18 protein-coding genes are annotated in these 12,714 nt (G+C 54.7%); 15 read left to right on the top strand and 3 right to left on the bottom strand.

Annotated features, from left to right (window positions below):
* The first annotated feature begins 28 nt into the window (after positions 1-28).
* The gene (locus tag DFR46_RS08585; RefSeq protein WP_245953897.1) at positions 29-253 is read left to right on the top strand and encodes an efflux RND transporter permease subunit; all 225 of its coding nucleotides are present in this window, start codon (positions 29-31) and stop codon (positions 251-253) included.
* Positions 238-642, top strand: coding sequence for a DUF302 domain-containing protein (locus DFR46_RS08590; protein WP_245953760.1), 405 nt, complete (start codon positions 238-240; stop codon positions 640-642). The genes DFR46_RS08585 and DFR46_RS08590 overlap by 16 nt, the downstream gene beginning before the upstream one ends.
* Positions 643-886: 244 nt before the next feature.
* Here DFR46_RS08590 and DFR46_RS08595 read toward each other — a convergent pair whose 3' ends face one another.
* The gene (locus tag DFR46_RS08595) at positions 887-1,366 is read right to left on the bottom strand and encodes a MarR family winged helix-turn-helix transcriptional regulator (protein WP_116236073.1); all 480 of its coding nucleotides are present in this window, start codon (positions 1,364-1,366) and stop codon (positions 887-889) included.
* 75 nt (positions 1,367-1,441) lie between these two features.
* Here DFR46_RS08595 and DFR46_RS08600 point away from each other — a divergent pair, with 75 nt between their 5' ends.
* The 4 genes from DFR46_RS08600 to DFR46_RS08615 are packed head-to-tail and all read left to right on the top strand — an operon-like array spanning position 1,442 to position 6,957.
* The gene (locus DFR46_RS08600) at positions 1,442-2,326 is read left to right on the top strand and encodes an alpha/beta fold hydrolase (protein ID WP_116236074.1); all 885 of its coding nucleotides are present in this window, start codon (positions 1,442-1,444) and stop codon (positions 2,324-2,326) included.
* Positions 2,323-2,742, top strand: a complete 420-nt coding sequence (locus tag DFR46_RS08605; protein ID WP_116236075.1) for a hotdog fold thioesterase — start codon at positions 2,323-2,325, stop codon at positions 2,740-2,742. The genes DFR46_RS08600 and DFR46_RS08605 overlap by 4 nt, the downstream gene beginning before the upstream one ends.
* 5 nt (positions 2,743-2,747) lie before the next feature.
* On the top strand, positions 2,748-3,875 hold the full coding sequence (locus DFR46_RS08610) for an efflux RND transporter periplasmic adaptor subunit (protein WP_116236076.1): 1,128 nt from the start codon (positions 2,748-2,750) through the stop codon (positions 3,873-3,875).
* Entirely contained in the window at positions 3,862-6,957 is a 3,096-nt protein-coding gene (locus DFR46_RS08615) for an efflux RND transporter permease subunit (protein ID WP_116236077.1), read from the top strand. The genes DFR46_RS08610 and DFR46_RS08615 overlap by 14 nt, the downstream gene beginning before the upstream one ends.
* Positions 6,958-7,207: 250 nt before the next feature.
* Here the strand turns inward: DFR46_RS08615 and DFR46_RS08620 are convergent, their stop codons facing one another.
* Positions 7,208-7,606: a MerR family transcriptional regulator gene (locus tag DFR46_RS08620; protein WP_116236078.1), complete on the bottom strand. Its 399-nt coding sequence runs from the start codon at positions 7,604-7,606 to the stop codon at positions 7,208-7,210.
* Positions 7,607-7,672: 66 nt separating this feature from the next.
* On the opposite strand from DFR46_RS08620, the gene DFR46_RS08625 reads away from it, so the two are divergent.
* Genes DFR46_RS08625 through DFR46_RS08645 form a run of 5 tightly spaced genes read left to right on the top strand, consistent with a single transcriptional unit; the run spans position 7,673 to position 9,233 of the window.
* The gene (locus DFR46_RS08625) at positions 7,673-8,035 is read left to right on the top strand and encodes a mercuric transporter MerT family protein (protein ID WP_116236079.1); all 363 of its coding nucleotides are present in this window, start codon (positions 7,673-7,675) and stop codon (positions 8,033-8,035) included.
* A 10-nt stretch (positions 8,036-8,045) separates the two neighbouring features.
* Entirely contained in the window at positions 8,046-8,390 is a 345-nt protein-coding gene (locus DFR46_RS08630; RefSeq protein ID WP_116236080.1) for a heavy-metal-associated domain-containing protein, read from the top strand.
* Positions 8,387-8,596 carry a mercury resistance system transport protein MerF gene (gene merF / locus DFR46_RS08635; protein WP_116236081.1) on the top strand — a complete coding sequence of 70 codons (210 nt, stop codon included), beginning with the start codon at positions 8,387-8,389 and terminating at the stop codon, positions 8,594-8,596. Before DFR46_RS08630 ends, merF begins: the two co-directional genes overlap by 4 nt.
* Complete coding sequence (locus DFR46_RS14995; RefSeq protein ID WP_116237239.1) at positions 8,596-8,814, top strand: GDCCVxC domain-containing (seleno)protein; 219 nt, start codon at positions 8,596-8,598, stop codon at positions 8,812-8,814. Before merF ends, DFR46_RS14995 begins: the two co-directional genes overlap by 1 nt.
* 14 nt (positions 8,815-8,828) lie before the next feature.
* Positions 8,829-9,233, top strand: a complete 405-nt coding sequence (locus DFR46_RS08645; RefSeq protein WP_116236082.1) for a hypothetical protein — start codon at positions 8,829-8,831, stop codon at positions 9,231-9,233.
* 203 nt (positions 9,234-9,436) lie between these two features.
* On the opposite strand, the gene DFR46_RS08650 is transcribed toward DFR46_RS08645, so the two are convergent.
* A complete protein-coding gene (locus DFR46_RS08650) occupies positions 9,437-9,829 on the bottom strand; it encodes a MerR family transcriptional regulator (RefSeq protein ID WP_116236083.1) in 393 nt (130 codons plus the stop codon).
* A gap of 66 nt (positions 9,830-9,895) precedes the next feature.
* On the opposite strand from DFR46_RS08650, the gene DFR46_RS08655 reads away from it, so the two are divergent.
* The 4 genes from DFR46_RS08655 (at position 9,896) to DFR46_RS08670 (ending at position 12,712) form a co-directional block, all read left to right on the top strand.
* Positions 9,896-10,549 carry a cation efflux transmembrane domain-containing protein gene (locus DFR46_RS08655; RefSeq protein ID WP_116236084.1) on the top strand — a complete coding sequence of 218 codons (654 nt, stop codon included), beginning with the start codon at positions 9,896-9,898 and terminating at the stop codon, positions 10,547-10,549.
* Positions 10,546-11,109 (top strand): methyltransferase family protein, encoded by a 564-nt coding sequence (locus DFR46_RS08660; RefSeq protein WP_116236085.1) that lies wholly within the window; start codon positions 10,546-10,548, stop codon positions 11,107-11,109. Before DFR46_RS08655 ends, DFR46_RS08660 begins: the two co-directional genes overlap by 4 nt.
* Positions 11,106-11,672, top strand: a complete 567-nt coding sequence (locus DFR46_RS08665) for a methyltransferase family protein (RefSeq protein WP_116236086.1) — start codon at positions 11,106-11,108, stop codon at positions 11,670-11,672. The genes DFR46_RS08660 and DFR46_RS08665 overlap by 4 nt, the downstream gene beginning before the upstream one ends.
* Before the next feature lie 305 nt (positions 11,673-11,977).
* A complete protein-coding gene (locus DFR46_RS08670; protein WP_147297652.1) occupies positions 11,978-12,712 on the top strand; it encodes a hypothetical protein in 735 nt (244 codons plus the stop codon).
* Positions 12,713-12,714 lie beyond the last annotated feature (2 nt).

Genomic DNA, 12,714 nt, shown 5'->3' on the forward strand with positions numbered 1-12,714 from the left:
GCTGGTGGCAAGTCTGGGGTTCGTTCCGATGGCACTGAACGTTGGGCCTGGATCGGAAGTGCAACGGCCTTTGGCAACCGTGGTCATCGGAGGCATTGTCTCCTCTACAATCCTGACGCTTTTGGTTTGCCTGCTCTTTATCAAATGTTTCATGGGCGCAGAGCAAATACACCGTCCGACGAAACCGTGCCGAGCGCACAGTGAGCGCTCAAAGACAGTTTTATCGGCGCTAACTTTTTGGAGAAAATCATGAGCTACTATTTCGCAAAAACCGTTACTGGCAAAAGCTTTGACGACGTCGTCGACAATGTGACAGACGCACTGAAGAATGAGGGCTTCGGCATTTTGAACGACATTGATATTCGGGAAACGTTTAAAAAGAAGCTCGATAAGGATTTTCGCAATTACCGCATATTGGGTGCGTGTAATCCGCATCTCGCACGCCAAGCATTGCAAGCCGAAGACAAGATCGGCACAATGCTGCCCTGCAACGTGATCGTCCAGCAAACGGATGGCAGCGTCGAAGTCGCGGCCGTCGATCCCGCCGCCTCGATGCAGGCGGTGGACAATTCTGCACTGAAATCGGTTGCTGAAACCGTTCGCGAAAAGCTTAAGCGCGTCATCGACGCCCTCGGGCAATGACCGGGCTGTCCAAGCGGAAATATGCCGGCGGGGACAAAGACTTTACTGCTAGCCTATCTTGGCCATCATCCGAGAACACAGGCTTGCCCGATCGAACGCCTACCATCGATGACGGACCGAACCGACTGCGACGATCGAGTTAGACGCGAAGCAGACAATTGCGGGTTTGTCGTTGAATGTCCGCAATGGGTCGTGGGCTCAACTGCTAAATGGGATCCGCTGATAAGGAGATTCTATTTTCACTCTACTTACTACCTTCTGCTAGGTTGTTACTCAAATCACTGAGGATTTCGAAGAGCCGCACTCTTTCGATCTCGGAAATCCCCTTGAGCATTTTTTCATAGACGGTATCGGCCTCGTGTCTCAGTGTCGGCAGGAGTTCTAGGGCGGCGGGGAGCAAATAGATTTTCCATACGCGCCTATCGTCGTCCACTTTTCGCCGTTCGACGTAATTCAGCTCTTCCAGCCGGTCGATTGTTTGTCCGATGCTGGCCCGCTCCAGTTCTACGCATTGCGCCAGCTCAGTTTGCGTAAGCCCCTCCGACCGGAACACATATGCCAAGGTCCGCCATTGCGTTCGCGTCAGTCCAAAGCGCTTGATCGACTCATCGAAGACTTGGCGCAGCCGTCTCGGCACCTCTTCGAGCAGAAAGGCGAGTTCGTCGGTTTCCGTTAAGAAACTCGCGCTTGGTGAGGCTTCTTTCAGATCGGCGTTGGTGGTCATCAGAACATTGATAAACGAAGCAGGAAAAATAATAAAGTCATTTACTGTAAGGTAATTTACAATATAGTGCGCTCGATGACCATAAACGACATGAAATTTGAAGGCTGTGCGGGTCTGAAGATCGCAGCGAGCGTGTCCGGGCCCGGTGACGGCTTTCCGGTGCTGCTTGCGCATGGCGGCGGACAAACACGGCTCGCGTGGAAACGGGTCGTCGGAGAGCTGGGGGATGCTGGATACAGGGCAATAGCCATCGATTTGCGCGGTCATGGCGACAGCGAGTGGGCTTCCGATGGCGCATATGACATGCGTGACTTTGCCGCTGATCTTGTTGCAATATCCGAACAATTAGATCGGCGACCCGCAATGGTGGGAGCATCGCTTGGCGGCATCGCCGGGATGATTGCAGCGGGAGAACTGGCGCAAGACAGCTTCGCGTCGCTTACGCTGGTCGACATTGCCCCGAAGATGGAAGCCGCCGGCGTGTCGCGTGTCGTTGGTTTCATGCAGGCCCATGTCGATGACGGGTTCGCCTCGCCCGAGGAAGCGGCGAAGGTCATTGCCGAATATCTTCCACACCGGCCCGAACGCAAATCATCGGGCAACCTCAATCGTTATCTCAGACAGCGCGATGATGGCCGCTATTATTGGCATTGGGATCCCAGGTTCATCGAGAACGTCACTAAGTCGCGCAGTGATAGCAGCGAGGCGCGGGATGGCGGGTTGAACTCCCTTAGCGAAGCAGTCTCCAAACTGACGCTGCCGGTGCATCTGATCCGGGGCGGGTCCAGCGATCTGGTGTCGGAAGACGCCGTTGCGCATCTGCGCGAACTCGTACCCGACGCGCATTATACAGACATTGCCGGAGCCGGGCATATGGTTGTCGGCGACCGAAACGACGCCTTTTGTTCAGCGATTCTCGCCTTTCTCGATCAAATGCACGGAAAGGAACGGGCATTGTGACGGAAACACCAACTGGACCGATGGACGCGAAACGACTGCAGGATATTCTCCTAATCTCACCATTCCATCGCTGGCTTAGGCTTCGGATCGTTTCGCAAGCCAATGATAGTCTGGAACTCGAAATGCCATGGCGTGATGAGATCGTTTCCAATCCAGCCATCGGTGCGGCGCATGGCGGTATCTTGTCGGCACTTGTCGACCTGACCGGCCTATACGCTGTCCTCGCGGCAGGCGGTGTTGCAAAAGCAACAGCCGATCTTCGTGTCGATTTTCATCGGGCCGCTACCGAAGGACCGCTTCGCGCAATCGGCCACCCGATAAAAATGGGCCGCACCCTGTGCATCGCAGACACGCAAATTTTGAGTGCGGACGGACGGCTTCTTGCAAGCGGCCGCGGTGCCTATGTGAGCGGATAGACCCAATGTCGCGCAATCACCTTCTAGCCCTTGCGGCTCTTTGTGTTCTGGTGCCGGGATGTTCGGGTGCCGAAGACGAGGCCGCAAGTGACGCGCAAGCGCTCGAAAGCGGCCCCGCCCAAGTCGAGACAGTAACGGCCTCGACGGAGCTTGTGTCGGAGCCGGTAGAGGCGTTCGGTACAATCGCAGCGCAGCAACGCAGTTCCATAGGCGCGCTCGTCGAAGGTCCGGTTGATCGGATATTTGTCAACATCGGTGATCGAGTGACACGGGGTCAGCCACTTTTTCGCGTCAGGCAAGCCGATTATCGTCGCCGGGTTTCCGAGATGCAGGCCGCCGTCAATCTCACCACTGCGCAAGCGACACAGGCGGAACGGCAATATGAGCGGGTGATGGCCCTCGCGCCGCGTGGTTTCGTATCGCGAGCGCACGTAGAAAGCGTAGAGACCGATCTCGCCGTGGCGCGTGCCCAGACCGCGCAAGCGCAGGCGGTTTTAGCAACCGCACAACAAGCGTTGAGCGATACTGTGGCTCGCGCCCCTTATGATGGCGTTGTGACGGGGCGACTCATCGATGAGGGTGTCTATCTCAACAACCGGTTCTCCACGGGCGGTCAATCTGCGGCCATCGAGCTTCAGCAAGCTGGCATTGTCGCGGCCATCGTCAACGCGCCGCAGGCGCATGTCGACCAATTCCGGCGCAACCTGCCAGCACGGGTGTTCATCGATGGTTTTGACGAGCCGTTCGACAGCATAGTTTATATCATCAATGATGGCGTCAATCCGACTGCGCGGACGGTGGAGTTGCGGCTGCCGATCCGCAATCCAGGCTATCGAATCAGCCCCGGCCTGTCCGCCCGTGCGGAGATTGAAGTTCCGCCTTGTTCGGTGATGATCTTGCCCCGGTCCGCCGTGCTCGGTGACAGCGCAGCGCCTTATGTGTTTATTGTCGAGGGCAATGTGGCGCGTCGAAGGAATGTGGAAACGGACAGCATCGATTTTGACAGGGTGATAATCGTTTCGGGATTGGAAGAGGGAGAACGGGTCGTCAGCGAACCTCCTTCGACATTGAGAGACGGCGACCAGGTCGCACAAATACGGCGTAGCGAGGCTCAACCCGATGTGGCTCGTTGATGTCTCCATCCGCCGCCCGGTTTTCGCGACGATGCTCATTCTTTCATTGGTGGTTCTCGGAATTGTTTCGTTCGGCAATCTGGGTGTCGATCTGTTTCCTAAAATCGAATTTCCTTATGTTTCGGTGACCACGCAGCTGCCCGGCGCATCACCCGATACGGTCGAGACGGAAATCACCGATGTCGTTGAGGAAGAGGTCAATACGATCTCGGGCCTGCGTCAGATGCGTTCGATCAGTTCGGAAGGTGTCAGCCAGGTTTCTCTGGAATTCGAACTTGAGGAAAATGCGGACGTCAAAGCGCAAGATGTGCGTGACAGCATAGCGATAATAACCGGCGACCTTCCGGAGGATGCGGAGGTTCCTGTCGTCGCAAAGGTCGACCCCGACGCTGCACCGATAATGTCGATCATGCTGTCCGGCGATATGTCGGTGCGCGAACTCACGACCTATGCGGATGAGGTCGTCAAGGAACGGCTCCAGCGTGTCCAAGGCGTCGGCTCTGTTTCGCTGGTCGGCGGACGCGAGCGCGAAATGCGCGTATGGCTTGATCCAAGTGCAATGCGCGCACGCGGCGTGACCGCCGACGATGTCGTGCAGGCGCTGGCGAATGAGAATGCCGAGTTGCCCGGTGGGCGACTGGAGATCGAGGGGCGCACAAGGCAGTTCGGCGCGAGAACTCTTGCGGAAGCGGGAACAGCGGAGGAATTCGGCAATCTCGCTATCGCTTATAGGCCCAATGGCCAGACCACACGTATCCGGGATGTCGCCCGGATCGAAGACTCCGTTGAAGATGAAACGAGCTATGCGCAGCTCAACGGCCGTCCGGGCGTCGTGCTTGAAGTGCGCCGACAATCGGGCGAAAACACCGTCGAGGTATCAAATGCCCTTCGCGATGAAATCGAACGATTGCGCGAAGGTGCGCCGGAGGGCGTCGACATGGTTGTCGCCCGCGATACTGCCCGCTTTATCGAGTCCGCCATCGAAGATGTGCTGTTCGATTTGGCCATCGCCATCGTTTTGGTCGTGCTGGTGACGTTTCTGTTCCTTTTGAGTTGGCGAGCGACAATTATCGTCCTGCTTGCGATCCCCACATCGATAATCGCGACATTTACAGCCTTTGGCGCGTTTGATTTCACACTGAACATGATGACATTGCTCGCGCTCACCGTGGCCATCGGATTGCTCGTCGACGATGCAATCGTGGTGGTCGAAGCGGTGCAAAACGATATTGATGGCGGGGCGGAGCCCCGGAAGGCAGCTTCGACGGCGACCCAGCGGGTGGCTCTTGCCGTGCTTGCAGGCACGTTCGCCACCCTCGCCGTCTTTGTGCCGATCGCGTTTATGGAAGGGATCGTTGGCCGCTTCTTCTTCCAGTATGGGCTAGCCATCGTATTCTCTGTGAGCGTGTCGCTGCTGGTGGCATTCACGCTGACGCCGATGCTGTCGGCCCGGTTCTTGCGGCCCGAAAAGGGTCATGTCGGCTGGTTGGGCCGCATCGAGAATTTCCACAAGGCGCTTCGGTCGCGCTACGAAAGCCTAATCGGATGGGCTATCCGCCGCCGCTATCTGGTCCTTCTGGGCGCTCTGGTCAGCGTGTTCATTGGCGGCTTCTTCGCATCCTTGGTTCCCGCCACCTTTATGACGAGTACCGACCGATCCGAGTTTCTCGCGACGGTCGAATTGCCGCTTGGCACCGGTATCGAAACAGCGAAGGACGCTGCGATCCGGGCGGACCAGGCGCTGAGAGAGCATCCCGAAATCGATCTCGTTTTTGTGACTGCTGGAGCGGGCACCAATCAGAGCACGAACATTTTGAACCTTTATGTCGGCCTGACGCCAAAAAACGACCGCGATATCCATCAAGGCGAGATCATGTCCTTTGCTCGTGAGGCATTAGCCCAGGCCGTGCCGGAGGCGAACGATCTATTGGCTGAAGATGTTCCGTGGGTTTCCGGTAGCGGCGTCGGGCAAATGGCTATCGATCTGGTCGTAACCGGCCCCGATCTGGAGTCGATCAACGACTATGCGATTTTGGTGGCAGACCAGATGCGCGCATCGCCGGAATTTGTTGACGTCCAGACCAGCTATGAAGGTGGCCGGCCAGAGCTGCAAATCCGGCTTGACCGAAACCGGGCTGCCGATCTCGGTGTCTCGGCGCGCAGTTTGGCTACCGCATCTCAGACGCTTATCGGCGGCACGGAGGCTGGCAGCTTTGAAGACGAAGGGCGCCGCTACGACGTTCGTGTTCGTCTTGAAGAAAGCAGGCGCCAGACCTTGATCGATATCGAAACGCTTCCCGTGCGATCTGGCGACGGCACAGTGGTCGATCTTGCTGCAGTCGCCGAGGTCGGCGTGGCTGACGGACCCGCACAGATTGACCGCATTGACCGCGCACGCCAAATTTCCGTGCGCGCCAATACGCCGCCGGGTGTCGCATTGAGCACGGCGGTCGACCGGCTTGACGAAATACTCGCGGAAAATCCCCCACCCGAAGGATTGGAGACGCTGACCGAAGGCATGGCGCGACGCTTGGCTGACACCGCCGATGCGATCATTTTCGCCTTCATATTGGCGCTCGTCGCACTCTACATTGTTCTTGCAAGCCAGTTCGACAGTTTTGGTCAACCGATTCTCATTATGCTGACAGCGCCTCTCTCTTTTTCGGGAGCTTTTGCGGCAATGTGGCTCTCCGGTCAGGAGATGAGCCTGTTCGGTCAAATCGGACTTATAGCGCTTATGGGGATTGTCATGAAGAATGGCATCCTGCTCGTCGATCAAGCGAACCAATACCGGGATTCTGGTGAGGAAGCGGCAGAGGCCATGCGCCGAGCGGCACCCGAACGTCTCCGGCCAGTTCTGATGACGGCTCTCGCCGCGATCTTCGGCATGATGCCCGTCGCTTTTGCGCAGTCAGACGGAGCGGAATGGCGCAACGCAATGGGGTTCATCATCATTGGCGGTTTGACGACTTCAACGTTTTTAACGCTACTAGTGGTTCCAGCTGCCTATGCATTACCATCTGATTTCCGGCGCTTTTGGTTGAGAATAACCAACTGGTCTCCGCTAAGGGGAACGGGATAACAAGAAGTTGGGAAGGCACAATCAGCGCATGGCCGCTAATTGGATGTCTTTCGTTGAAAGTCCGCAATGGGTGGATACTGTTGAAGAACTCGGGTCGACGCTCGACGACGCCAATTTCCAGCAATATTGAATCAATGGAAGCCGCGCGCTTGAATCTTTGCTGCGCATATTGTCGCTAGGGTACAGTAATATTGCTCGCGAAAACTGCTCGCGGAGTTTTTCAACACTATTGGTGGAAAGCAGACCTTCACTACTCAAACAAAGCTTCAACCAGTGGGCAATCAGGAACCGCTTCTCCGCTGCACTCGGCTGACATCCGATCCAGGGTCCGTTTCAGTCGTTTCAGATCAGCAATTTTTTTCGCAATGTCTTCGATATGCTGCGTGGTCACAGCCAACACTTCCGCGCACGTATAGTCCTTGGTATCCACCAATCCTAGAAGTTCGCGCAGTTCGGCAATGGAAAACCCGAGTTCCCGGCACCGCAATACAAAACCAAGTCGCTTCTGGTCATCACGCGAATAGAGCCTGTGTCCGCTTGCACTTCGATCAGGCTCGTGCAGTAGGCCGATTTTTTCATAGTATCGGATCGTTTCGATATTGCTTCCGGTCGCCTCGGCCAGCGCACCCCGCTTTATCATATGTGACATCCTCGCCATCCACTTCCAAAACTAGCCCTTGCACCTGTAGTTACTACAGAGAGTATACTCTCGCTCATGGTCGATCAAGCGCGCAAAAACACCGGAAAATTATCGGCAGCCGGAGCGGCGCTTGGAGCTATCCTCGCTTCATCATGCTGCATCGCGCCGCTGATCTTGGTGACACTTGGTATAAGCGGCGCATGGATCGGCAATCTGACCGCGCTCGAACCGTATAAATGGGCATTCATTGCCATCGCATCGGCCTTTCTCGCCCTTGGCTTTTGGCATGTCTATTTCCGGCAAGCCGTTCCTTGCGAGGATGGCACGTATTGCGCGCGTCCCGAAGCGAGCTTGATTGTTAAAAGCGCTTTGTGGCTGGCGACTGGGCTCGTCGCGCTCTCGGCGACGGTCGATTGGTGGGCACCGCTATTTTATTAGGAGTAAGAAAATGAACAAAACAACGATGGCTGTGGTTGCTGTATTAGGACTTGCCGGAGCGGGAATTGGGGCAACCACCTTGTTGCCGCAGACTTCCAGCGAAGTTGTTGCTCAAAGCCCAGCGGAATTGCAAACGGCGAGCTTTGCGGTCGAAAACATGACCTGCGCGGCCTGTCCGATTACGGTGCGACAGGCGATGCAGGGCGTTGACGGAGTCCATGATGTAACGATCAACTTTGAAGCAAAGACCGCTACCGCACGGTTCGATCCCACCCGAACCACAACTAATGCCATTGCAGCGGCCTCGACCGATGCTGGTTATCCCGCACAAAGCAATACTGCTGAGCGACTATGAACGATAAAGTGTTACTCAAAATGGGAGTGATCGGAGCCGTCATCGCAGCCATCTGCTGTGCCACTCCGCTGCTCGTTATCATTTTAGGAACTGCCGGGCTGTCCGCCTGGCTCCTTTGGCTCGACTACACGGTGTTTGCAGCACTCATCCTCTTTTCGGGGCTGATTGTCTTCGCGCTGATGAAACTCAGAAATGCAGGTGAATGATGCAGCTTAGTTCGACGCTTACCTGTCCCGAATGCGGACACCGCGAAACCGAAGCCATGCCGACCGACGCCTGTCAGTTTTTCTACGACTGCAAAGGGTGCAACGCCGTGCTCCGCCCCAACGCAGGTGATTGTTGTGTCTTCTGTTCGTTTGGCACCATTCCCTGTCCGCCGATCCAAGAAGCGCGTGACAATGGCACACAGGCGGAGTGCTGCTAACCATGGAGAAGCCAATGACTGAGGTCGCACAAAAGCAGCTGGACCATGCACGCAAGCCGATCCCGTTTCTTTTCAACTGGGGCATTCCGATACTGGTTCTGGTTTCGGTGAATATCGTCCAGGGTTTCTGGCCAGTTTCAATCGTCCTTTGGATGATAATCGGCTCTTTTACGTGGATGGGCATTGGTTGCGTCATTAACGCGGCGCGCTGCGGTCGGTTGCATTGCTATTTTTCCGGGCCAATCTTTCTAATCGGCGCGCTGGCGACATTCCTGGTTGGATTTGAATTTGCCGATCTTGGATCGATCAGCGTTTCCCTCATCAGCAACGTCACCATCGTTTTGGCGCTCTCTACTTTCATTCTGGAGTGGGTGTGGGGAGCATACGGTTCGAAGAGATCTCCCGATCCTTTGAATTGAGATGAGAGCCTATCGATAGCCGTTATGGGCCGGGAGCGGACGTTCAACATCAACGGAGTCATAGGGATTCATTCGGCTAGGTTGTATGTCTGCTTCGGGCGCAAGTCGACGTCGCCAAATGGCTGGAAGCGGACCCGGAAATATCTTTTGATACCAGTATTGGTTTTACGAAATCGCAATCCACCACAGCACTATTGCTGTTTTCAAATTCGCGGTGCCAGCGTTTCAATGATTTTGCATTCAGCTACTGTTCCATGCTGACATGCACCAATCACACGTCCTAGCTCAGAACGTAGAGTTGTTAGGTCGTCAATTTTCTGATCAATTTCAGCAAGGTGTCTGCTTGCAATTTCATCCACCGCTTTACAGGATTGATCTTTATTGTCCGATAATGCCAGCAATTCGCGCAGCGCCTTTAGGGTAAAGCCAAGGTTTCGGGCACGGCGGATGAATGAAAGCCTGGCGAGATGGTCGCTTCCGTAGTCTCGGTAATTTGAAACAGTTCGTGCTGGAGGCGGCAACAGGCCGATTTTCTCATAGTAGCGGACGGTTTCAACCTTTGTGCCCGTTGCCTTTGCCAGTGCTCCAATCTTCATCGCTTGACCCTATAGTTACTACAGGGTGCATAGTATCGGCGAATCGAATTTTGTCTAGGAAAAACCATGTCTGATAATTGCTGTGCCGATGCCTGTGGGACTGGAGATGCGTTGAACGACAAACGCTGGCGGCGTATCTTGTGGATTGCGCTTGTTCTCAATGCGGCAATGTTTTTCATCGAAATGGGCGCTGGCATTCAGGCGGATTCACGTGCGCTTCAGGCCGATGCGCTCGACTTTTTCGGTGATGCTGCGAACTATGCAATCAGCCTCGGTGTAGCTGGAATGGCGCTTGCGTGGCGTTCACGTGCGGCATTGTTCAAGGGCGCAACCATATTGCTATTCGGTCTATGGGTGATGGGTTCTGCAATTTGGGCATTTTTCAATGGCACATCACCGGTTGCCGAAACGATGGGCATTGTCGGAACTCTGGCATTGTTTGTGAATGTGGGCGTTGCCCTCATGCTTTTTCGCTACCGCACAGGTGATGCGAATATGCGGTCGGTTTGGATATGCTCACGCAATGACGCGATCAGCAATGTTGCTGTGATTGCCGCTGCACTTGGCGTCGCGGGGACTGGCAGCGCATGGCCCGACCTTGGAGTTGCGGGAATAATGGCGGGTTTGGCCATTACTGGCGGTATCCAAATTATCTTGCAGGCTAGAAGTGAACTGACATCCGTGAAAAACCGCGAACTCTCTGTGGGAGAAGTTGGATGATTCAAACGGTTCCAATCATCGTACTGATTGTCATCCTCCTTGCTTCGCTCTGGCGTGGTCGTTCAGTGGCCCGATCATCAGGTATCAGCGCATGGGCATTCAATTCGGCAAAAGGCAAACAGCGACTAACCGGACTGGCATATTCGATCAGTACAGCCATGCTGACAGTTACAAGCGTCCTGGCAGCTCTGCAGCCTGCAACCAACTATGCATGGTTCGGAGCGCTTCTAACCGTTGCTGGCGGCTTGGTGGTAATCGTTGCCCAAATACAGATGGGCCGTGCTTGGCGCATCGGCGTTCGTGAAGGAGACGCGCCGCTTTTTATTCGGCACGGACTATTCCGGTTCAGCCGCAACCCGATATTCGTAGGAATGATATTGCTCGGCATAGGCATTGCTGTGAGTGCCGGCATTTGGTGGGGCTGGGTTGCAATGCTTGCGTTTGCGTTAGCCTGCCATGCGCAAGTCTGGATTGAAGAGGCGCATCTTAGCAAGAGTTTTGGCCCGGCCTATGAACAGTTTTGTAGCGAAGTGCCCCGCTGGGTCGGAATTTCAAAATGAACTTGGATTTGTTGCCCCATATTCTCTTCGGAATTTCCCTCAGTTCGGTTTGCATCATCTTGCTTCTATCGCTGGCTGCAGCGCGGTTGGACAATTTTCAATTTTGGCCGCCACCATCCGGAAAAAGCTGGCAGCATAAAAGCTTCCTGATTTTATTCAGATGCTTTTTGTATCCATTGATCGTTCTGTCAGTGCTGGAATTTGACATCAGCAGTATCCCAACTCGCTATGTCGCGATTGCGGTCGGCGTTTTGTTGTCCTGCGTGGGATTTGGATTTGCTGTCCGAATTACCCTTCGCATGGGGTGGCGCAATGCATTTGGAGAAAAACGCGGGCTGGTGACAGACGGTTATTTCTCCAAAAGTCGCAATCCGGTTTATGTGGCGACTTGGGTAGGACTTGTCGGTTGGGGACTCATAGCCAATTCAATTTTGGTCTCAATATTGTTGGGATTTTGGGCTGTGCTCTACCTGTTTGCTCCCATTTTCGAGGAACCATGGCTGGAACAAATGTACGGTGACAAGTTTCGAGCATATAGAGAACAAGTCCGTAGGTTCTTCTAAACATAATGCAATTCCCTCGCGAGGCACCTGGCAAGACATAAACTTACGACGCTTAGGTTAGGAGAGGTACTCGCTTTTGGGATACATCTGCCATCGGCTAAAAAAACCGGCGTATGTCCGCTTTGGGTCGAAAGCGGACATTCAGTGATAGAGCACAATATCTGGATTCAACCGACCACAACGAACGTCTGCAATGGGTCGAAGGCTGACGGGGGACAGTTCGGTGCCAGATTATGACCGTTCGGTCAGCCAAGTATTGATCACTATCGTGTGACCGGTAGGAATTTGCGCTCTCCCAGATAAGATTGGAAAGCATCATGAGAATTCTTTACTTCGTCCTTGGTTGGTTTGCCTTGGCGACAAGTGCGTGCGCGCAAGAAAACCCGCCCCCGGAAAATCCAGTATACTATGTCGGCTTTAACTATTTCACGGGTGACGGAGGCCTTCCTGAATCGGAGGTCTTTTCGAATTATACAGCAGCGCTTGAGCCAATCATGGCAAGATATGGCATGACGCTTGAAACCTATCGCGTTGTAAATGGCAGCGCAGACGCCTTGCCCGCACATGCCATCACATTTGGGTCCGCGCCCGATCCGGAAAGCTTCGGAGCTTTCTTTGCCGACCCGGAATTTCAAGCCCTTTTCCCCTCTCTTGTTGGCATTATCGATCAACACACGGTCGTATTCACACGCGAAGCCTTTTCGCTTGCCGGAACCACAGAAGCCGATAACATCTTGCTGAGTATCGGTTGGATAAAGGAAGGCGCAGACCATCATGCAGCGATCCTCGCTCGTGACGCCGCAATCAGCCAAAGCGGCACACAATATGGCCTTGAAACATTGGTGCATTCACAAGGCATGATGGCCAATCAGGGCCTCGCCGATGGCGGCATCGAAGTCCCCGCGCCCGACTATCTTGAGATCTGGCGTGTCGAAGACCCCCATGGCTTGTTTGACGATCCGATGTACAGAGAAGCTGAATCCGAAGCGCGCAACCATATGGACCGCAGCGCCTCATACTGGCTTCAGCCCTGGAGCTAAAA

The sequence above is a fragment of the Parasphingopyxis lamellibrachiae genome, from assembly GCF_003385775.1.
Lineage (GTDB): Bacteria > Pseudomonadota > Alphaproteobacteria > Sphingomonadales > Sphingomonadaceae > Parasphingopyxis > Parasphingopyxis lamellibrachiae.